This is a genomic window from Rhodococcus sp. P4_B6, assembly GCF_056402215.1.
Genome location: NZ_JBFUHV010000162.1, coordinates 1 through 19,731 on the forward strand (window position 1 = coordinate 1; position 19,731 = coordinate 19,731).

Annotated in this window: 13 protein-coding genes and 1 pseudogene; 5 read left to right on the forward strand and 9 right to left on the reverse strand. The window is 64.4% G+C overall.

The features are described 5' to 3' along the window. A pseudogene (locus AC1DWT_RS40855) lies at positions 1-225 on the forward strand (ISAzo13-like element transposase-related protein); the annotation flags it as partial. Between the two features lie 30 nt (positions 226-255). Here the strand turns inward: AC1DWT_RS40855 and AC1DWT_RS40860 are convergent. Next, positions 256-957: a GntR family transcriptional regulator gene (locus tag AC1DWT_RS40860; RefSeq protein WP_477925003.1), complete on the reverse strand. Its 702-nt coding sequence runs from the start codon at positions 955-957 to the stop codon at positions 256-258. Between the two features lie 73 nt (positions 958-1,030). On the opposite strand from AC1DWT_RS40860, the gene AC1DWT_RS40865 reads away from it, so the two are divergent. Both AC1DWT_RS40865 and AC1DWT_RS40870 read left to right on the forward strand, forming a co-directional pair. Then, positions 1,031-2,293, forward strand: a complete 1,263-nt coding sequence (locus AC1DWT_RS40865; protein WP_477925005.1) for an aminotransferase family protein — start codon at positions 1,031-1,033, stop codon at positions 2,291-2,293. Between the two features lie 110 nt (positions 2,294-2,403). Then, positions 2,404-3,807 carry an NAD-dependent succinate-semialdehyde dehydrogenase gene (locus AC1DWT_RS40870; RefSeq protein WP_477925025.1) on the forward strand — a complete coding sequence of 468 codons (1,404 nt, stop codon included), beginning with the start codon at positions 2,404-2,406 and terminating at the stop codon, positions 3,805-3,807. Positions 3,808-4,399: 592 nt separating this feature from the next. On the opposite strand, the gene AC1DWT_RS40875 is transcribed toward AC1DWT_RS40870, so the two are convergent. The 3 genes from AC1DWT_RS40875 to AC1DWT_RS40885 form a co-directional block, all read right to left on the reverse strand. Beyond that, positions 4,400-5,884 carry an NAD-dependent succinate-semialdehyde dehydrogenase gene (locus AC1DWT_RS40875; protein ID WP_477925007.1) on the reverse strand — a complete coding sequence of 495 codons (1,485 nt, stop codon included), beginning with the start codon at positions 5,882-5,884 and terminating at the stop codon, positions 4,400-4,402. Continuing rightward, entirely contained in the window at positions 5,881-8,796 is a 2,916-nt protein-coding gene (locus AC1DWT_RS40880) for an FAD-binding and (Fe-S)-binding domain-containing protein (protein WP_477925009.1), read from the reverse strand. Before AC1DWT_RS40880 ends, AC1DWT_RS40875 begins: the two co-directional genes overlap by 4 nt. Positions 8,797-8,952: 156 nt before the next feature. Further along, entirely contained in the window at positions 8,953-9,201 is a 249-nt protein-coding gene (locus AC1DWT_RS40885; RefSeq protein ID WP_477925011.1) for a hypothetical protein, read from the reverse strand. A 641-nt stretch (positions 9,202-9,842) separates the two neighbouring features. Between AC1DWT_RS40885 and AC1DWT_RS40890 the strand changes: the two genes are divergently transcribed. Then, complete coding sequence (locus AC1DWT_RS40890) at positions 9,843-11,213, forward strand: amino acid permease (protein ID WP_477925026.1); 1,371 nt, start codon at positions 9,843-9,845, stop codon at positions 11,211-11,213. A 74-nt stretch (positions 11,214-11,287) separates the two neighbouring features. Here AC1DWT_RS40890 and AC1DWT_RS40895 read toward each other — a convergent pair whose 3' ends face one another. The 5 genes from AC1DWT_RS40895 to AC1DWT_RS40915 form a co-directional block, all read right to left on the reverse strand. Continuing rightward, positions 11,288-11,977, reverse strand: a complete 690-nt coding sequence (locus AC1DWT_RS40895; RefSeq protein WP_477925013.1) for a GntR family transcriptional regulator — start codon at positions 11,975-11,977, stop codon at positions 11,288-11,290. A 38-nt stretch (positions 11,978-12,015) separates the two neighbouring features. Then, positions 12,016-12,348, reverse strand: coding sequence for a hypothetical protein (locus AC1DWT_RS40900; RefSeq protein WP_477925015.1), 333 nt, complete (start codon positions 12,346-12,348; stop codon positions 12,016-12,018). Positions 12,349-12,400: 52 nt separating this feature from the next. Then, the gene (locus AC1DWT_RS40905) at positions 12,401-13,978 is read right to left on the reverse strand and encodes an AMP-binding protein (RefSeq protein WP_477925017.1); all 1,578 of its coding nucleotides are present in this window, start codon (positions 13,976-13,978) and stop codon (positions 12,401-12,403) included. A gap of 650 nt (positions 13,979-14,628) precedes the next feature. Continuing rightward, entirely contained in the window at positions 14,629-15,678 is a 1,050-nt protein-coding gene (locus AC1DWT_RS40910) for a PDR/VanB family oxidoreductase (protein WP_477925019.1), read from the reverse strand. Positions 15,679-16,060: 382 nt separating this feature from the next. After that, entirely contained in the window at positions 16,061-17,326 is a 1,266-nt protein-coding gene (locus tag AC1DWT_RS40915) for an MFS transporter (RefSeq protein WP_477925021.1), read from the reverse strand. Between the two features lie 284 nt (positions 17,327-17,610). On the opposite strand from AC1DWT_RS40915, the gene AC1DWT_RS40920 reads away from it, so the two are divergent. Next, on the forward strand, positions 17,611-19,038 hold the full coding sequence (locus AC1DWT_RS40920; RefSeq protein WP_477925023.1) for an aldehyde dehydrogenase family protein: 1,428 nt from the start codon (positions 17,611-17,613) through the stop codon (positions 19,036-19,038). The last annotated feature ends 693 nt before the right edge of the window (positions 19,039-19,731 follow it).

The window sequence follows — 19,731 nt, forward strand, 5'->3', positions numbered from 1 at the left end:
CACTGGAGAGCACTGGAGAGTCACGAGGTCATTGTCGAGACCATCGCAGCCACCACCACCCGCACCGGCCTGCGCGTGCGCGCCGAACTGGACACCGCCGAATATCCCACCGGCGTCAAGATTCCCGACCGCGACATGGCCGCCCTCACCGACACCGGAACCCTCACCCGCCACGACTTCCACGGCGAATGGAACTACACCCTCCACCCGAACCCCGACACGCCCGAACCTGACTAAGTTAATTCATCGCAGGCCCTAAGTGCGACGTGGGGGACCTGTCTCCGTGTCTCTAGCTCGCAGCACCCGGTCGACCCGTCCGGCATTCCCGTCGATGTGCTCGGCGACAATCTGTGCGGCGCTGATCGAGTCGCCGGCCTGGATCGCTGCGAGGATTACCCGGTGCTCATCGATGATGGATTCGGGCTGTTGATATTCGCGCTCGCCGACAGATAGTGCCATCAGGTAGAACTCGAGTTCCCTGACGAGCTCGGCAAAGTATGAGCTGATCCGTGAGCTTCCCAGGAGGCCAACCAGAGCGGAGTGGAACTGAAGGTCCCTGGTTACGATTAGGCGCGGTTCACCAGCTCGTGCCGCCTCTGACAATCGATCGAAAGAGTGCTGCAACTCGGCGACCGTACTCGCCTCTGGCGCGGAAGTCCCCGCCGCGGCCACCTCGAGCGCACGGCGCGCTCGATACAGCTCCCTCACTTCGTCACTCGACGGTTGCTTGACCACAGCTCCACGGTTGAACTCGTAACGAATCAAAGACCCTTGCTCGAGCAGCCGCATCGCCTCACGAACGGTGTTCCGGGAAACGCCGAGGGCCGACGCGATCACGCTTTCGCGGATGGGATCGCCGGGGCGCAGATCCCCTTTCATGATCTTGTCGGTCAATCCCTCCGCGACCTGGTCGGCCGTGCTTTTCCTGCTGAGGGCGATGTCATCGAAGGCGGTCACACAGCTCAGTGTAGAGAACTCTAGATAGATGCTCTACTGTAGAAATGTCCTACAATCCTAACTGGGAGGTCACGTGTTCACATCCACCGACGGCGGCGCACTGTGGAGCGCGCAAGCCCACATGCCATCGATTGCAGATCGTCGGATCATCATCACCGAGGGCTCCGGCGCATATGTGAGCACGAGTGAGGGTGCACAACTCCTCGACGCAACTGCAGGCCTGTGGCACGCGAACATTGGCCACGGGCGGGAGGAGCTAGCACGCGTCGCGTACGACCAACTCCGCAAGCTCGAGACCTATCACGTATTCAATCGCTTCGCGAACGACCAGGCGCTTCGCTTGGCCGATCGGTTGGCCTCGCTCGCCCCGTTCGACAACGCCAAGGTGATGTTCGGCAGCGGTGGATCAGAAGCCGTCGAGAGTGCATGCAAGCTCGCGCGGCGCCACTGGCAGCTCGAGGGAAAGCCCGAGAAGCAGATCATTCTGAGCCGGCAGTACTCGTACCATGGCATTCACGGATACGGATCGAGCATCGCCGGCCTTGACTTCAACCGCGAGGGTTACGGAACCGAATCGCTTATCCCGGAGACCGCACGGATGGACCATCTCGACGTCGACGCAGTCGAAGCCCAGATCCTCGAGATAGGCGCAGGCAAGATTGCCGCCATGATCGCCGAGCCGATTATGGGAACGGGCGGAGTCTTCCCGCCTCCACCCGGCTACTTGGAGGGGCTGCAGCGCCTCGCCGCCGAACACAACATCCTTTTGATCGCCGACGAGGTCATCACCGGTTTCGGTCGCACTGGTTCAATGTTCGCCAGTGAGCACTTCGGTTTCACACCAGACATGGTGCTGATGGCCAAGGGCATTACATCCGGATACATCCCTCTCGGCGGTGTACTGGTCGCGCCGCGAATCTGGGAGCGTTTCTACGACGGCCCGGAAGCCCCGATCTACCGCCATGGAACAACTTACGCTGGTCATGCCGTCGCCTGTGCCGTCGCCTGGACCCACCTCGACCTTCTTGAAAGTGAGCAACTCCTTCCCCGCGTCACCGAACTGGCTGCGGTACTGGATACCGCCTTGGCCGGTATCAGCAAGACCGACGGCGTCGTCGAAGTGAGGAACAGCGGACTGATCGGAGGCATCGAACTCGATCCGGCGATACCCGGTGATGCCATCGCAGATTACGCACTGGACCACGGTGTCATTCTGCGTGTGCTGCGCGGCAACACGATCCAGATCAGCCCCCCCTACGTGGTTACCGACGACGAAGTCGAGCGGATCGTCGAGGTCGTCGAGAGCGGAATCGCAGCTGTACGGGTGTCGGCATGACCGGGCACGTAGTCGGTGTTCGCACCCTCGTTCCGGCAGACCCGACCGTCCTCGCGGCATCCGACCGAGTTCTCGGCCGACTGTCCAGCGACCTCCGCCTCGGCGCAGGCATCGCACTCCGCGAGTCACCTCGCGCACCGTTCGGGGTCGACGACCCGGGCACTGGCACCCAAATCGCTACAGTCTTCGACGCCGATGCCGATACCGCACAACGAGCTGTCGACATCGCCGCCGAGGCGGGCCGAGAATGGGCTGCCACCACCACCCGACACCGCAGCGACGTCTTGCGCCGCGCGTACGACCTCATGGTCGAACAGCGAGACGACCTCGCCCTGCTCATCTCCCGCGAAATGGGCAAGCCGCTCGCCGAAGCATATGGTGAGTTCACCTACGGATCGGACTTCGTCAGGTGGTACGCGGACGAAGCAGTTCGGCCCGGCGGTACCGTCCGGCCGAGCCCCAACGGCGACGGCAGGCTCCTCTCAAGCCGGTCACCGGTCGGCCTGTGCCTGCTCATCACGCCATGGAACTTCCCACTTGCCATGGCGACGCGGAAGATCGCTCCGGCGCTTGCAGCCGGATGCTCCGTCATCCTCAAACCGGCGGCTCTCACACCACTTACGAGCCTGTTGTTCGCCGATATCCTGCGGGAAGCAGGGGTCCCTGATGGGGTCGTCAATATCGTGACCAGCTCGAAGGCCAGCGAGTTGAGCAGCACTGTGATGTCCGATCCGCGCGTGCGGAAGGTCTCCTTCACTGGTTCAACACCAGTCGGCGTCCGGCTACTCGAGCAGGCTGCCGTCAACGTACTGCGCAGTTCGATGGAACTCGGCGGGAACGCACCCTTCATCGTTCTCGACGACGCCGATCTCGAACACTCCGTTGCAGGCGCTATGAAAGCCAAACTGCGCAATGGTGGGCAGTCGTGCATCGCGGCGAACCGCATTTTGGTGCAGGAAGGCATTGCCGACGCGTTCACCGAGGCCTTTACCGAGTCGATGGCCAAGGTAACGGTTGGCCACGCTTTCGGTGAGGGAGTCGAGTTGGGGCCTGTCATCGATCGGAAGGCACAGAACTCGATGACCGAACTCGTCGACACCGCACTCGGACAAGGGGCTAGCCTCTTGACCGGCGGAGTTGCGATCGAGGCTGACGGACACTTCTTTGCGCCGACCGTGCTCGATCATGTTTCGGCCGACTCGACAATCGCCAAGACGGAGATCTTCGGGCCTGTCGCCACGATTACCCGCTTCACGACAGACACCGAGGCCGTCGCTCTTGCGAACGATACGCCGTACGGGCTCGCCGGATACGTCTTCGGGCAGGATCTCGACCGCACTCTCAAGGTCGCCGACCGACTCGAGACGGGCATGGTGGGTATCAACCAGGGCGTCGTCTCCAACGTCGCGGCGCCATTCGGTGGGGTCAAGCAGTCCGGGCTCGGACGCGAGGGCGGAGCCGAAGGGCTTGAGGAGTACCAGGACACACGCTTCTACAACATCGCGAACCGCTGACCTGACGGCAAACGCCGCCCGGACTGGTGTGAAACCTGCCCGGGCGGGGTTTGTGGCGACGACCGTGCTGATGGACTCGTTCCACCCCTCAACCTCCGAGGACAGTGGATCTCGTCAATGTGCGGGCAGAGCCACCGCCTCAAGCGATTTCCGGGTTGGGACCGCACGATGAAGTGGAGGGTGTGCTCAGCGTCGGCGTGCCCGCGGTCGCCGATGTCGATGAAGGCTTGGCAGCGGTTGGGGGACGCCGGATGGTCAGGCCCTGGCTTCCGGCCGGGCGAACCATTCGGCGTCGTCTATGCCAGCCCGAGCCCGGAGGGGAGTGGCGGAGGTTCCGGCGAGGTGGCGCGAGATCGAGGATCTGGCGCATAGCGGTGGTGCGACCATAGACGTGCCGCGACGTCGATGGCTCTATCGAGCGTCCGATGCACCCTCGCGAGCAAGGTGTCGAGTTCGAGCGGCCGCCGCAGAGACCTACTGCGTTCGTCGATGTGGTCCTCTTCCGACCTATTCTCCTCGGCGAAAGGTGTCTATGGCGACGTCTGCCATCCTGCTGGGCCTGCACCGAGGTAGTCGGCGCAGGCCCGAATTATCAGGCGCCGCGTCGGCGCGGCACGGCGAGGTACTTGTACTCGAGGAACTCGTCGATGCCGATTTTGCCTCCTTCCCGGCCGAGGCCGGACTGCTTGACGCCCCCGAAGGGTGCGGCTGGGTTGGACACGATGCCGGTGTTCACGCCGACCATGCCGACTTCGAGCCGTTCGCTGAGGTCGAAAGCGCGGTCGATGTCCTGGGAGAACACGTAGCCGACCAGACCCCAGTCGGTGTCGTTGGCGATCCGGATCACCTCGTCCTCGTCGTCGAACGGGGCCACCGGGGCGACCGGGCCGAAGATTTCGGTAGTCATCAGGTCCGACTCGATGGAGACGTCGGTCAGTACGGTCGGCGGGTAGAAGTAGCCGGCACCGTCGGGGACGGCGCCGCCGGTCAGCGCCTTGGCGCCGCGGCCGAGTGCATCGTCGACCAGGGACTGGACTTTGGTGCGGCCGGCGGCGTCGATCAGAGGCCCGACCTGGACACCCTCGTCCAGGCCGTTGCCGACCTGCATGCACGCCATCCGGGCGGCCAACCGCTCCGAGAAGACATCGGCGATGCTGCGGTGCACGTACATGCGGTTCGCCGCGGTGCACGCCTCACCCATGTTGCGCATCTTGGCGGCGATGGCCCCGTCGACGGCGGTGTCGATGTCGGCGTCGGCGCAGACGATGAACGGGGCGTTGCCACCGAGTTCCATCGAGGACCGCATGACCGCGTCGGCGGCCTGCTTAAGCAGCAGTTTGCCGACCGCGGTGGAGCCGGTGAAGCTGATCTTGCGGGCCTTGCCGCTCGACATCCACGGCTCGACGACGGAGCCGGCGTCGGTGGTGTTGACGACGTTGAGGACGCCCTCGGGCAGGCCGGCTTCCTGCATGATCGCCGCGAGCACGAGCGAGGTCAGCGGGGTCTGCGCGGCCGGCTTGAGGACCATGGTGCAGCCGGCGGCGACGGCGGGAGCGATCTTGCGGGTGCCCATGGCCAGGGGGAAGTTCCACGGGGTGATGAGTACGCAGGGGCCGACCGGTTCGCGGGTGACGATGATCCGGTTGGCGCCGTCGCCGGTGGTGGTGTGGTCACCGCCGATGCGGACGGCTTCCTCGGAGAACCAGCGCAGGAACTCGGCGGCGTAGGCGACCTCACCCTTGGCCTCGGCGAGCGGCTTGCCCATCTCGGAGGTCATGATCTCGGCGAGCCAGTCCTGCCGTGCCATGACCAGGTCGTAGGCGCGGCGCAGGATCACGCTGCGGGCGCGGGGCGCGGTCTTCGCCCACGACTGCTGCGCGGCCACGGCGGCGGAGAGGGCGGCGTCGGCGTCGGCGGGTCCGCCGTCGGCGATCACCGCGAGAACCTCGCCGGTGGCGGGGTTCTCGACCTCGAACGTTTTGCCGTCGGCGGCGTCGCGCCAGGTTCCGTCGATGAGTAGTCCGGTGGGAACGGACTGGGTCCCGATGGTGGGGGCGAACGCGGTTGCTGTGGTCATGACCTGATGTCTCCTTGCGGGGTGTGGGGGTCGAGGATCTGCGCGAGGTGAACCGACGCGCCGGAGGTGTGGTTGTCGGTCAGCTGCCGGACCTGCATGTGGCAGCTGAATCCGTCGGTGAGCACCGTGGTCTGCGGGAAGGCGCGCAGGGCGGGGGCCAGGGCCTGTTCGGCGACGGCCATGCTGGTGTCGTAGTGGTTGCGTTCGAAACCGAAATTGCCTGCCACCCCGCAGCATCCGGTGGCTTCGCGCACGGTGGTCACACCTACGGCGTTCAGCGCGCGGCGTTGGGTCTCGGCGCCGAAGACCGCGTATTCATGGCAGTGGGTCTGCACGGTCACCTCACTGGGAACGCGATGCCGCGGTGCCCATCCGTCTTCGACTTGGACGCTGACTTGTTCGGCGAAGCTGCGCACCCGGGCGGCGACCCGACGGGCGGCGTCGGTGTCCACGAGTTCGGGCAGGTCCTTGCGCAGCGCCGCCGCGCAGCTGGGTTCGGTGACCACGATCGGCCGGTCGGTGCCGTCGTCGAGGGCGGCGGCGGTGCGTGCCATCCGCTTCTTGGCCTGCTTCAATTGTCCGGTCGAGATCCAGGTCAGCCCGCAGCACAGGTCGGTGCGCACCTCGGTGGTGTGGTCGGCGGCGTCGATGACGCGGCGGGCTGCCGCGGCCACCTCGGGCCGGAACCCTTGGGTGAACGAATCGACGAAGAGCACCACGTCACTGTCGGCGGGCCGGGTCTCGCCGAGCGCTTTCGTCAGCCTGCGGCGGGAGGCGAACGGCGGCAGCGCGCGTTCGGTGGTCAGCCCACCCATTCCCAGGGCTAGCGACTTGAGCGGGGTGGCGAGGGCGGCGTTGACCACCGGCGCCATCCGCGAGGTCAGTTTCAGCCACCGGGGTAGCCAACCGAGCGAGTAGTGCGCCATGGGGCGGATCCGGCCGGAGTAGTAGTGGTCGAAGAACTCCGATTTGTAGGTGGCCATGTCCACCCCGGTAGGGCAGTCCGTGGAGCACGCCTTGCACGACAGGCACAGATCCAGTGCCTCGCGCACATCCTCCGACGCCCAGCCCTCGTCCACGGTGCGGGCGCCGCGGACCATGTCCTGCAGCACCCGGGAGCGGCCGCGGGTGGAGTCCTTCTCGTCACCGGTGGCCCGGTAGCTCGGACACATCACCCCACCGGAGTGCGAGCGGCAGCGTCCCACACCGATACACCGCTGCACGGCGTCGGCGAAACCACCGGTTCCGTCCCCGTTTCCGGTCTCGTGGAGGGTGAAGCTGGTCCGCCAGGGCAGGGCGGGGACACCGGCGAGTGAGAGGTCGTCGGTGACCGGAGGCGGGTTGACGATGATGCCGGGGTTGAGCATGCCGCCGGGGTCGAAGATCTCTTTGAACCGCGCAAACGAGGCCATGATCGCGGGGGAGTACATCTCCGGGAGCAGCTCGGAGCGGGCCCGGCCGTCGCCGTGCTCACCGGAGAGGGTTCCGCCGTGTTTGACCACCAGGCGGGCGGCGGCGCGCAGGAACCGGGCCATCACGTCCCGGCCCTGTTCGGTGCGTTGATCGAACGTGATCCGGATGTGCATGCAGCCGGCGCCGAAGTGCCCGTACATCACCCCGATCAGGTCGAATTCGGTGAGCAGCAGCCGGAAATCGGCGAGGTAGTCGGCGAGGTTCTCCGGTGCGACGGCCGAGTCCTCCCAGCCGGGCCAGGAGGTGACGGACGTGCCGTCGGGATTGTCGAGCCGGGACGACAGGCCGGCGCCGTCTTCACGCACCCGCCAGAGTTTCTTACGGGCGACCGGGTCGCGGACCTCGCGGCCGTCGAGGACCCGTCCGTTCTCCCGCAGTTCGGTGAGCAGTTGTTGCGCCTGGGCGGAGACCGAGTCGGGGTCCTCGCCGTCGAGGTCGACATACAGCCAGGCGTGACCGGTGGGGAGGTCGGCGACCGAGTCGGCGCCGCGGCGGGCCCGCATCGTCTCGACGATCTGCTCGTCGATGCCTTCGACAGCGGCGGGGGAATATTGCAGGATGGTTTCGATGTCGCGGGCGGCGTCGACGACGTCGTCGTAGCCGAGGATCAGCAGCAGCGCCGACGCGGGGACGTCGACCAGCCCGACGGTGGCTCCGACGACGATCGCGCAGGCGCCTTCGCTGCCGACCAGGGCGCGGGCGACGTCGAACCCGTTCTCGGGCAGCAGGTGTGAGAGGTGGAAGCCGGAGACCTGCCGGGGGATCTGCCCGAGCTCGAGACGGAACTGCGACAGGTAGTCGCGGGTGAGGTCTTTCAGTTGTGCGGTGATCTGCTCGGCGCGTGCGGTGGCGACGGTGTCCCTGGACACGGTGGCCTCGATCCCGGTGCGGGTGGCGGTCAGCCGGGTTCCGTCGGCGAGAACCAGGTCGAGGGACTCCACATGGTCGGCGGTGCGCCCGTACCTGACCGAGTGGTTGCCGCACGCGTCGTTGGCCACGGACCCGCCGATGGTGGCGCGGGTCTTGCTGGACGGGTCCGGGGCGAAGGTCAACTTCCCGCCGGTGTGGGCTTCGACCGCCTGGGAGAGTTCGGACAGGATGACCCCGGGCTCGACCACCGCCGTCCGGGTCTGCGGGTCGATCGACATCACCTGGTCCATGTGCCGGGAGAAGTCCAGCACCAGACCGCCGCCGATCGCGTTGCCGGCCATGGAGGTGCCGCCGCCGCGCGCGATGACGGCGAGCCCGGCCTGGTGGCATACCGCGACAACTTCGCTGACCTCGGCGGCGGACCGGGGAAACGCCACACCGACGGGGGTGATCCGGTAATTCGATGCGTCGCAGCTGTATTCGGCCAGGCGCCGACTGCTGGTGTCGATTTCGACCGAGCAGGACTGCAGCAGGTCGGTGATGGCAATGTCCGCGGCTTCGACGGTCACGGTGTCCTCGATTCGGGCGAGCGGTCCGCTTTCGCGGGGCCGCATCGGCTGCTGCGATGGGCAGCCACGGGTTGGGGTAGGACGGGTAGGGCAGAAGTTGTGGGCCGCGTGGAGGCACGCGGGTCGGTTCCCGAATCTTCTGCCCGGGTCAGGAGGTCAATGCACGCCGCGCAGCCCGATCTGCTCGCCGGCGTCGGTGAGCACCTCGCGTAGGGCGTCGACGATCTCGTCGCGTTCGGATCGGGTCGATACCAGCGGCGGCGCGATCTGCACCAGAGGTTCGCCACGGTGGTCGGCGCGGGCGATTAGGTCCGCCTCCCGGATGCGGCGTGGCAGGTACTCGCGCACCAGGAACTCGCGTCGAACCGGATCGACCTTCCCATAGTCCTCGGGCCCGACCGCCATCGGTCTCTTCTATCCCGTCGGTGCCGTTGTGTCGGCCGTGCTGCCCTGGGTGGATGTCGCAGTCCCGGGGGCGGTGCCTTGGGAGCGTGCTGCTCATCGCAATTGGGTCCGTGATGGCCTTCGCGCCGAAGGCGGTTGCGAGCCTCCGGGTAATGCCAGAGCCATCGCATGGGGAGCGCTGCCGCCAGTGGCGGGCAGGAACATAGGGAGGGTCGCGCCGAGTGGCCCTCTGGTTCTGCGCGATGTCGTCATTGGCGCAGAATCGTGGCCGGTCTTCATGCCCCCATCCTCTCTAGCGGGTGGCAAGATTGTCAACAATCAGACGTATCTCCTGATCTGAACCCGAGAAGGGCGGAGCTCGCGAGTTCGCTATCTTCTGTTTACGTCGTATGCAACCCTGCTCAGCACTGTTCAACTGCAGTCAATTTTGCGAAGAGTGCTCTCTTGGGAGCCGTTACCCGAAGAATTCACGTGGGGAGTGATGAATCACACCGTGTGCGCTACAGTGCCCGATTGTTGACAATGTTCAATCCCAGCTTGGAGGCTCAATGGCATTCAGTCCAAATTCCGATGCACATCCACCCACTGACGGAGCGCAGTCGGTGACATCCACACGGGGCGGTTCGGAGGGAAGCGCCCAGATCAACGCGGCAGGACGGCCAACCCGGACCCTCCATAAGGGTGGGTTGCGGCAACGGCACCTAACGATGATCGCTCTCGGTGGCATTATCGGCGCCAGTCTGTTTGTCGGCAGTGGGTCGGTCATTCACACGGCCGGACCGGCGGCCGTGCTGTCCTATGCCCTCGGCGGGGTGCTTGTCATCTTCGTCATGCGCATGCTCGGTGAAATGGCCACCGCCAAACCCACTCTCGGTTCCTTTATGGAGTACGCGCGAGAGGCGCTCGGCGAGCGCGCCGGCTTCGTCGTCGGGTGGTTGTACTGGTATTTCTGGGTCGGCGTAGTCGCCTTCGAAGCCGTCGTCGGCGGCAAACTCCTGGGCGGATGGTTCCACGCACCGGACTGGGTATTCGCACTGGTGCTCATGTTCATCCTGACGGCCACCAACTTGCTGTCGGCGCGCTCGTTCGGAGAGACCGAGTTCTGGCTTGCTTCTATCAAGGTCGCTACTATCGTCGTTTTCCTCGCCATCGGTGCGCTTTTCGTCCTTGGGATTTGGCCGGCATCGCAGCTGTCGGTCGCCAACATCGGCCAACACGGCTTCATCGTCAACGGTGGGTTCTCGATCCTGCAGGGCGTCGTGGTGGTGATCTTCTCCTACTTCGGTGCCGAGATCGTGACGATGGCAGCCGCCGAGTCGGAGCACCCCGCCAAAGCGGTGGCCAAGGCGACCAACACGGTCTTGTGGCGGATTCTGCTCTTCTATGTGGGGTCTGTGGCACTGTTGCTGATGATCACGCCTTGGACCGAGATCCCGAGCAACTCCAGCCCCTTTGCGGCGGCATTCGACAAATTCGGCCTGCCCGCAGCCGAGCAGATCATGAATGTTGTCGTGCTCACCGCTGCGCTGTCCGTCCTCAACTCCGGCCTCTATACCGCCTCTCGGATGATGTTCGCACTCGCCAACCGAGGCTGGGCACCGAGCTGGACCAAGGATTGCAACTCACGTGGCGTCCCATGGAAAGCGATCCTGCTCAGCACGATCGTGGGGTATGTGGCAGTCGCCATGAATTATGTTTCACCAGATCGGGTATTTTCGTTCATCATGAACTCCGCCGGTGCGGTGGCACTGTTCGTATATGTCATCATCGCGCTGTCACAGCTGAGCCTGCGCTCCCGGATGACCGACGACGAGAAAGCCGCACTAGGCCTGAAGATGTGGTTGCATCCGTGGCTCGGCATCGTCACAGTGCTCGGCATCGTCATTATCATCTTTTCGATGAGCGTGATCGAGAGCACCAGGCCGCAGCTGTTGCTGAGCCTGATCAGCCTCGGCGTGCTCTTGGTGGCGTACTCGTTCACACAGCGGGCACGCCGACGCGCACGACTCTGACCGGCAACCCGCCCCCGAATGGGCGCGCCTCTCTCCAGTCGATCGCGCGCTGCGATCGACAGGGGAGAGCCGTGCTACTCGACCGGAAACATGGCCGACCTGATCTGCATGGCGGCGATGTCCATGTGCATGGTGATAAGGCGACCGAAGGTCGCACCCTCGGCTCCCCGGATGGCCTCGGCCAGGTCATGATGCTCGATGACGCGATCCTGCGTCGCATACACGGTGCCCTCGAGAACTGACATGCACATCCGGGTTTCGGTCACCAGGGTGCGGTGCGCGCGCGACAGACGTGGGCTACGGGCGAGTTCGACGAGCTTTTCATGGAATTCGATGTCGAGTTCGGTGATTGCGACCTCATCGTGCTGAGCGACGGCTGCGACCATCCGGGCGATGATCGTGTGCAACGACTCACTGGCAGACGCGTAATTATTCGTGCGGATGATCTCAAGGCCGGCGGCCCGTTCGATCGCCGCGCGCGTCCGGCAGATGTCCTCGATATCCGCAGCTGAGAGGGGTTTTACGAAGAGCCCCCGATTGTGAATGTTGACAAGAAGCTCTTCTTGGGTCAGGCGCTGAAACGCCTCGCGTAACGGTCCACGACTGACCCCCAATTCACGGGCCAGTTCCTGCTCGAGCAGTTGTTGTCCCGGCCGCAAACGTCCATTAGCGATCGCTGTGCGGAGCCGGTCCGCCAGCATGGCCGGCATCGACTGCTTGGGCGGCGGAGCAGAGATCGAGATCAACGCCGATATGTCACCCATAGTGTCTACTCCCAATTACCCGGTTTCCACCAGCAAAACTAGCAGAGCGATGCGTGCAGTTCGCGCACGCGCCGCGGTACCGCAGGCGGGCGGTATGCGGCACAGGGAAGTCCCGCACGAGTGGTGACCTTGTTCTGGCCACCTCGGGAATGGAAATAGCGATGGAGTGCTTCACGGTGGCGGGGCCCGTCGTCTCCGTTAACTGACAGTTGTGGAGGTGAAGCGTCGGCAATGTCTTTCGCGCGACGGACGATGCCGAGCCCGCGCATGCAAATCCCGCCGATCTTCTGCTGCGCGACGCCCGGCAACTCCTCGAAATCGACGATGCGCTGCGCTGACTCGACGGAAAACGAGGTCGTCTGGAAGTACACGGAGTTTGCGATGGGCTTCGTCGCAGCCCGATGACCCAGGCGCAGAGCCGTCCTATTGGATACGGTGCCCGGAGCCTGCCCATGCCTTATCGCGGAGCAGGTACTTCTGGATCTTCCCGGTCGACGTCTTGGGCAGTGCCCCGAAGACGACCGATTTCGGGGCCTTGAACCGCGCCAATCGGGCCTTGACGTGTTCGATGATCTCCTGCTCGGTTGCGCGCCCGCCCAGTTTCAGGGTGACGTAGGCGGCCGGGACCTCACCCCATCGGTTATCGGGTACCGCGATCACCGCCACTGCAAGTACCGCGGGATGATCCATGATCACCTGTTCGATCTCCACGGACGCGATGTTCTCTCCACCGGAGATGATCACGTCTTTCGAGCGGTCGCGCAGTTCGACGTATCCGTCGGGATGCACGACGCCGATGTCCCCGGTCCGGAACCAGCCGTCGGGCGCTGCCGCCAGGGTCGCCTCCGGGTCGTCGAGATAGCCGAGCATCAGGTTGTTTCCGCGCAGGGCGATCTGCCCCGTCGTCACACCGTCCGCGGTCACGTCCGATCCGTCCTCGGCGATCACCCTTGCCGTGCACGAGATCATGTTCCCCACGCCTTGGCGGGCCTTGAGTCGCGCTTGGACCTCCGGGTCGAGAGAGTTCCATTCTGGGCGCCAGTCGCACAGCATCGCTGGCCCGTAGGTCTCGGTCAGTCCGTACAAGTGGGTCACCTCGAACCCGAGTTCGCTCATCTGCCGCAGGATCGCCGGCGAGGGCGGCGCCCCTCCTGTCGCCACACGCACCCGCGGTCCACTCAGCGGCGCCGCACCAGAGGCGTAGGCGATCATTGACAGCACGGTCGGGGCGCCGTTGAGGTGCGTGACGCCTTCCTCACGGATCAGTCGCCACACCTCGGTCGGATCCACTTTGGGCAGGCAAACGTGGGTCGCGGCTGCGGCGGTGACGGCCCAGGGGAAGCACCAGCCGTTGCAGTGGAACATCGGCAACGTCCAGAGATGCACCGACGATGGTGTCAGCCCGGTGTGGCCCACCATGGCTAGCGCCTGAAGGTAGGCACCTCGGTGGTGGTACATGACCCCCTTGGGACGCCCGGTGGTCCCGGACGTGTAGTTGATCGACAACAGCGACCGCTCATCCGTGGGTACGAGGTGCAGTGGCTGCGCCTCGGTCAGCAGTTCCTCGTACTGCGTGCCGGTTCGGATCCGATGTGGTGCGGTGTCGAGCTGGGCGAGCACTGTGTCGACGAGCCCGTCGAACGACGGGTCGTGAATCAGCACGGACGCCTTCGAGTGTTCCAGAATGTAGCCGACCTCAGCTGCCGAGAGTCGGGTGTTCACAGCTACCAGTGGTACGCCAGCCCAGGGCACCCCGAAGTTTGCTTCCAGCATGACGTGTGTATTTGGCACCAGCACCGCTACCGGTCTGCCGTCGGCGAGTGTGGCCAGCCCGCCGGCAAGCCGGGTGCACCGATCGTAGAGCTGCATGTAAGTCCATCGACGGTCGCCGTCGACAACCCCAATCCGGTCACCGTGTGCCGCGGCGGCCCGATCCAAGAACGCCGTCGGTGTCAACGGCTCGAACGAGAGGTAGTCCTTGGCGACGGACGGACTGGACACGGTGTTCCTCGCTGTCTGTTGTGGAGGCGGGTTGTCGTGGCCAGGTGTAAGCAGGGCCCACAACATCACCGCGTCAACGCATTGGGGTGGTGTTCGGCCGTCCCTGACGGATGATCACAGGTTTAGTAGACCACTGCTGGATAACGTATACAATATGTGGCTTTTATGAACCGAGCACCGGCGAGGCGGAGCGGGGAGGCGACCTACGACTACATAGTAGTGGAAGACGGCTTTCGGGGGCGCCGTGGTGGCCAACCGCCTCGGCACGTGGGCCGAGCGGCCGCGTGTCCTCATTGACGCCGTGGACGAGGTTCTCCCGCAAGGTCTTCGAAACTGCAGTGGATGTCGAGGCGTCTCGTAAACAGCAGCTGGGGTAAATCATTCATGGGAGAGCCTGCGCAACTCGCAGTCGATAAAGTGATCCGCGATGATGCCGGATTGCTCGTTGCCGTAACCGTCTGTGTAGGCATCGTTCCATCAGATCGCGGGCTTCCCGCTCCGGCAGCACTGTCTTTGCGGCGATCCCTCCCAGGCCGGAGCTCACTGTGGGCGTTCATTGCCAATGCGCAGTCGCTGCCCAGGTTGGCCGGCATCAGCACGGGTGGCAAGGACTGGGTCCCCGCGTACAGGTCGTCGAAGATGGCGGACGCCTACAGATCGAGCGTGAGTGTAGGGGTCTTGGAGCGGCTCACGCACACCATCATCCGATCGTTCGCCGCCTGCTCCTCGTCTGTCATCACCCAGTCACGGTGATCGGGGACGCCTGCGATCACCCTCGTCTCACAGGTGCCGCATGTGCCATCGGCGCAGGAGAAGGGGTGTTCGGGCAGCTCTTCCTGGATGACCGCGAGCACCGTTCGATCCGCTGGGACATGAAGTCTCACGCCCGCCCGTTCGAGAACGATGTCGAAGCCGGTATCGGGATCGTGATCCATCGCCTCACCTGGTGCGAAGCGTTCCAGTCGGAGTTGGTCCTTCCATCCAGCCTCGGTCATCCGCTGCTGGACCGCGTCCAGCAGCGGACCGGGCCCGCAGCAGTACACCAGGAGATCGGGGTCAGGTGAGTCGAGGGCGCCTAGGTCGAGGTGACCGTGCTCGTCGAATGGCTGGATGCTCACCTGCCCACCGAGGGTGAGCAGTTCATCAGCGAAGGCCATGCTGGTGCGGCTTCGCCCACCGTAGAGCAGCTGCCACTGAACGTCGGGCTTCGTTCCCAGAGATCGAATCATGGACGCAATAGGTGTCACCCCGATGCCTCCCGCGATGAAAAGGTAGCGCTTTGCCTCTTCCAACGCGAAATGATTGCGCGGGCCATCGATGGCTAGGGCCTGGCCGACAGTGACAGCGTCGCACAGTTCCATCGACCCGCCACGACCCGCTTCCTCTCGGAGTACCGCGACCCGAAAAGTCGTGCGGTCGAGGAGGTCGCCCGTCAAAGAGTACTGACGGATCCGCCCTGACGGGAGAATGACATCGATATGTGCTCCGGGCTCCCATCGCGGGAGCTCGGAACCGTCCTGCGCCTGGAAGTCGAAAACGCAGACTCCTTCCGACACGTCACGGCGAGCGGTAACAAGGACCGGGAAGGTCACGGCTTCTGCCTCCAGATTGAGAATGGTTCGAGAACAACTAATTTCGTCACTATACGAGGAAAGGAGCGGAACGCCATCGGTGATGTCCTGTATCTTGATCCGCCACATCTCGCCTCCGAGGCTGGCAGTGAAAGATCCAGGCTCGAAGAAGCTTTCGGATCTTCCTTAACGTCAGCGGCGAGCTCGTGCGACACCTTCATTGCCGTTGGGCAGATCGCGGTCGAACAATGTTGACGATCCCGACCACCTATTGCGAGATCAGTGTCGGCAAGAGTCGTCCTCAGGACTTCGGCAGGGTCGGGGAGGGTCTTCTCGGCTGGCTCGGATATGCGGTGGGCGCCTTCGAGACGGACAAGATTGCGATATGCGTAGTTACAGAGGGGAACTCGTCATAGCTGCAGAACTGCGAACCGACGAGACTTGCTGACCGAAGGCAGCGACGCCGTGTTCGGCGGACGCGGCGTCGCTGCGTTTTCGTCGGTTTGCGAGCTCAGACGGGCAGGCGGCTGCGGCCGGTCTCGCGCAGGGTCAGCACTGTGATGATGCCGACGATCGATACGGCAATTACCCAGTACGAGGGGGCCATCGGGTTGCCGGTCGATTGCGTGAGTTGGGCGGCGATGTACGGAGCCGACCCGCCAGCGAGAATGGAGCCGATGTTGAATCCCAACGCGACGCCACTGTAGCGGACCCGTCGCGGGAATAGCTCGGTGAACTGGGTGAAGGCTGGGACCAGGGACGCGCCGTTGCAGGACGTGTACACGAAGTACACGAGACCGACGACCAGCATGCTGCGGGTCGAGCCCAGGATCGCGAACGAGGGCCAGGCCACGATGAGAGTGGCGATGTAGGAGCCGAGGAGGACTTTTCGCCTGCCGAATCGGTCGACCATGGTGCCGAACCATGGGTAGAGAGCGCACGACAGGCCGATTGCCAACGCTGACGTCCAGTACACAGCCTGCTTCTCGAATTTGAGATCCTGGATCAGGTAGACGCTGAAGTAGGTGAGGCCGATATATCCAGCCCCGTTCATCGCGATCGCCATCCCGACTACCTGCAGGACCGACCGCCAGTTGCTGCGAAGCAGTACGCGGAAGGGGCTTCTGACGACCTCGTGCCGCGAAGCCATCTCCTTGAACTCGGTTGTGTCCTCGAGCTTGAGGCGCATCCACAGGGACATCGCGGCGAGCGGAAAGGCGATGAGGAACGGGATGCGCCAGCCCCAGCTGAGCAACTGATCTGCGGAGGTGAGCGTGCTGACGAGTCCCACCACGGCTGCCGCGGTAGCGAAGCCGAGGTTCGCACCCTGAGGGATGATCGATCCGTAGAAGCCGCGACGATGTGATGGTGCGGACTCCGCTACGTACGTCGCTGCGCCGCCGATCTCACCTCCGGTGCAGAACCCTTGAGCTAATCGAAGGATGACCATGAGTATGGGGGCCAACAGCCCGACAGACGAATGTGTCGGGAGCACGCCCATGAGCCCGCTGCAGATACCCATCGCTACGACGGTGATCACAAGTGCACGCCGTCGACCTGTGCGATCGCCCAACCGTCCGAAGAACCAGCCGCCGACGGGTCGCATGAGGTACGCGGACCCGAACACCGCCAAGGTCAGCAGGACGGAGACGGCGGGTCCGCCGGCGGGGAAGAAGAGGGGTGCGATGACGACGGCGAGGAAGCCGAAGCTCGCGAAGTCGTAGTACTCGATGAGTGTCCCGGCGCCGCCTGCGATCGCAGCTCGGCGCGCCGTCACGCGAGCAGCCGGAGGCGTCGCGTCTGGGGAACTCGGTACGGGTGCGGGACTTGCGGTGGGGGGTACCTCTGCAGCGATGGACTTGCTTCTATCGGGCATCGTGCTCCGATCCGATCGGCATTGATTGGGGGCCAGCAGGTTTGCGCGATGGAGACTCACATCGGCGACCGACTGGATATGGTATACATTTAGTGTTGCATGCGTCACTCTCGACGTCAACAAGCTGATTCTCGGGCAATAGTCGGCCGCATGCGACGCCTCGTCGACCAAGGAGCTCATGACTCATGTATGCCCGTCACCCGGCCGGATTCTTCATAGGTGGCAACATCTGCCCGCCTACGAGCGCCGCGCGCGAGACCGTCCATAGTCCAGCTGACGGTTCGGAGGTCGGGTCTGTCCCGGTCGCAACAGCCGACGACGTGGACCGCGCTGTCGCGGCTGCCAGGCAGGGACTGGCCTCGTTCGAATGGATCTCCATGGACGTGCGCGAGCGCGCCCAACTTCTATGCAGGATCGCGGACGCCCTCGAATCTCGTGCGACCGACATCGCAGCCTGCATAACAGCGGAGAACGGCGTCCCCATCGCTCACACCGCCGGGCAGTCCGGTGCTGAGCGTTTCCGTGCAGCGGCGGACCTGGCGGCAAGCATCGAGTGGGAAGTGGAGCGTCAGGGAGCGCTCGGCCCGGCGATTATTCGACGTGAGCCGATCGGTGTCGCCGCCCTGATCATCCCCTGGAACTCCCCGGTGCGGATGCTCTGCCAGAAACTGGCCTCGGCTCTGCTGACCGGCTGCACCGTCGTTGCGAAGCCTGCTGCTGAGACGCCCTTGAGTGCGTACATCGTCGCGGAGGCGCTTCGCGACGCCGGCGTCCCGGACGGCGTGGTCAACATACTTCCGGGGTCCGCCGAGATCGGCGCGAGACTGGTAGCCCACCCAGGAGTGGACAAAGTGAGCTTCACCGGAAGCGTTCTCGGAGGTTCGCGAGTGGCAGCCGTGTGCGGCGAGCAGCTGAAGCGATGCACACTCGAGCTCGGTGGGAAGTCGGCCGCGATCGTCCTTGACGACGCCGATCTGGCCGCGGCTCTGCCGGTGATCGTCGACAGTTATACACAGAACAACGGCCAGGCGTGTACTGCGCTCGGCCGCGTCCTGGCCCCGAAGTCGATCTACAACGATGTGGTAGACGGGCTCGCAGCGCTCACCGAGGCGAAAGTAGTGGGCGATCCCGTCGATCCGGCCACCGAGATCGGACCGCTCGTAAGTGGCAGGCAGCGGGCGCGTTTGCTTGAGCTCTTCGATTCAGCCCGTGCCGAGGGGGCACGATTTGCGGCCGGTGGCCGCGCTCATCCGGCATTCGCCGCGGGCTGGTACGTCGAACCGACCGTCATCGCCGATGCGACCAACTCGATGCGAGTTGCCCGCGAAGAGCTCTTTGGCCCTGCCACGGTCGTCATCCCTGTCGACGATGTCGAGGATGCGATTTCCATCGCTGGTGACTCTGATCTAGGGCTCGCCGGTGCGGTGTTCACCAGTGATCGGCAACGCGGCCTCGACGTCGCCCGCAGAGTGAGCTCCGGGACATTCGGGGTGAATGTAGTGCGAGTCGATGCTGCTGTGCCGTTCGGAGGTATCCGCAGGTCGGGGCTCGGGCGCGAACTGGGAGTCGAAGGGGTCCTGGAGTACACGGAGTTGAAGACCATCTACCTGTAGCCAATACGTCGATCGACCGGAATGTGCAACGACTCGGAGTCCTCTTCCGCACCGGTGACACCCACGTCCTATCTCGACTGTGGCGCGGCGTCGCTCGGGCGATTGGATCGCTGGGGTGGACGAAGAGAAGCACTGAACCTGCACGGAACTACGTACGCGATGTCTTCGGTTGGCAGGCGCACCGGCGCTCGTTGCCGAGGGGTGGCCGGTTGCGGTGCTCGCGCCGAACGCTCACATGTTGCCGGAGAAGCATTTCGGGGACCGTGGGCGGCGGGAGTGCCGCTCGTCGTGGTGAACACCTGGCTCTCGGTCGGCGAGATCGCCTACATCCGGGAAGTCCAAGGCCGCGGTCCTTGTCCCACGCCCTGACGTTCAATGCCTTTGGTCGATCAGGTCCTCGTCCAGCCCGCCACCTCGCCGTACTGGAGACGGGCGGGGGAGGAGTGCGACCATTGGGGTTACGTCCACGATGATGGTGTACGAGCCGGATCTCGTACCAATGACCGGCGTGTCGTAACCGGACGAGAGACGGTCACCGCGTGATTCTTCGAGAGAGGTACCAACTCGACTCGACGAAAGAGCACGCGATGACCACTGCCCACGATATCGACCTGCATCAGATCCTGACCGACCGACTCACCGGCGCGAGCCCCGACCTGCTGCGCGAGCTGCTGACGATGTTCATCCACACCC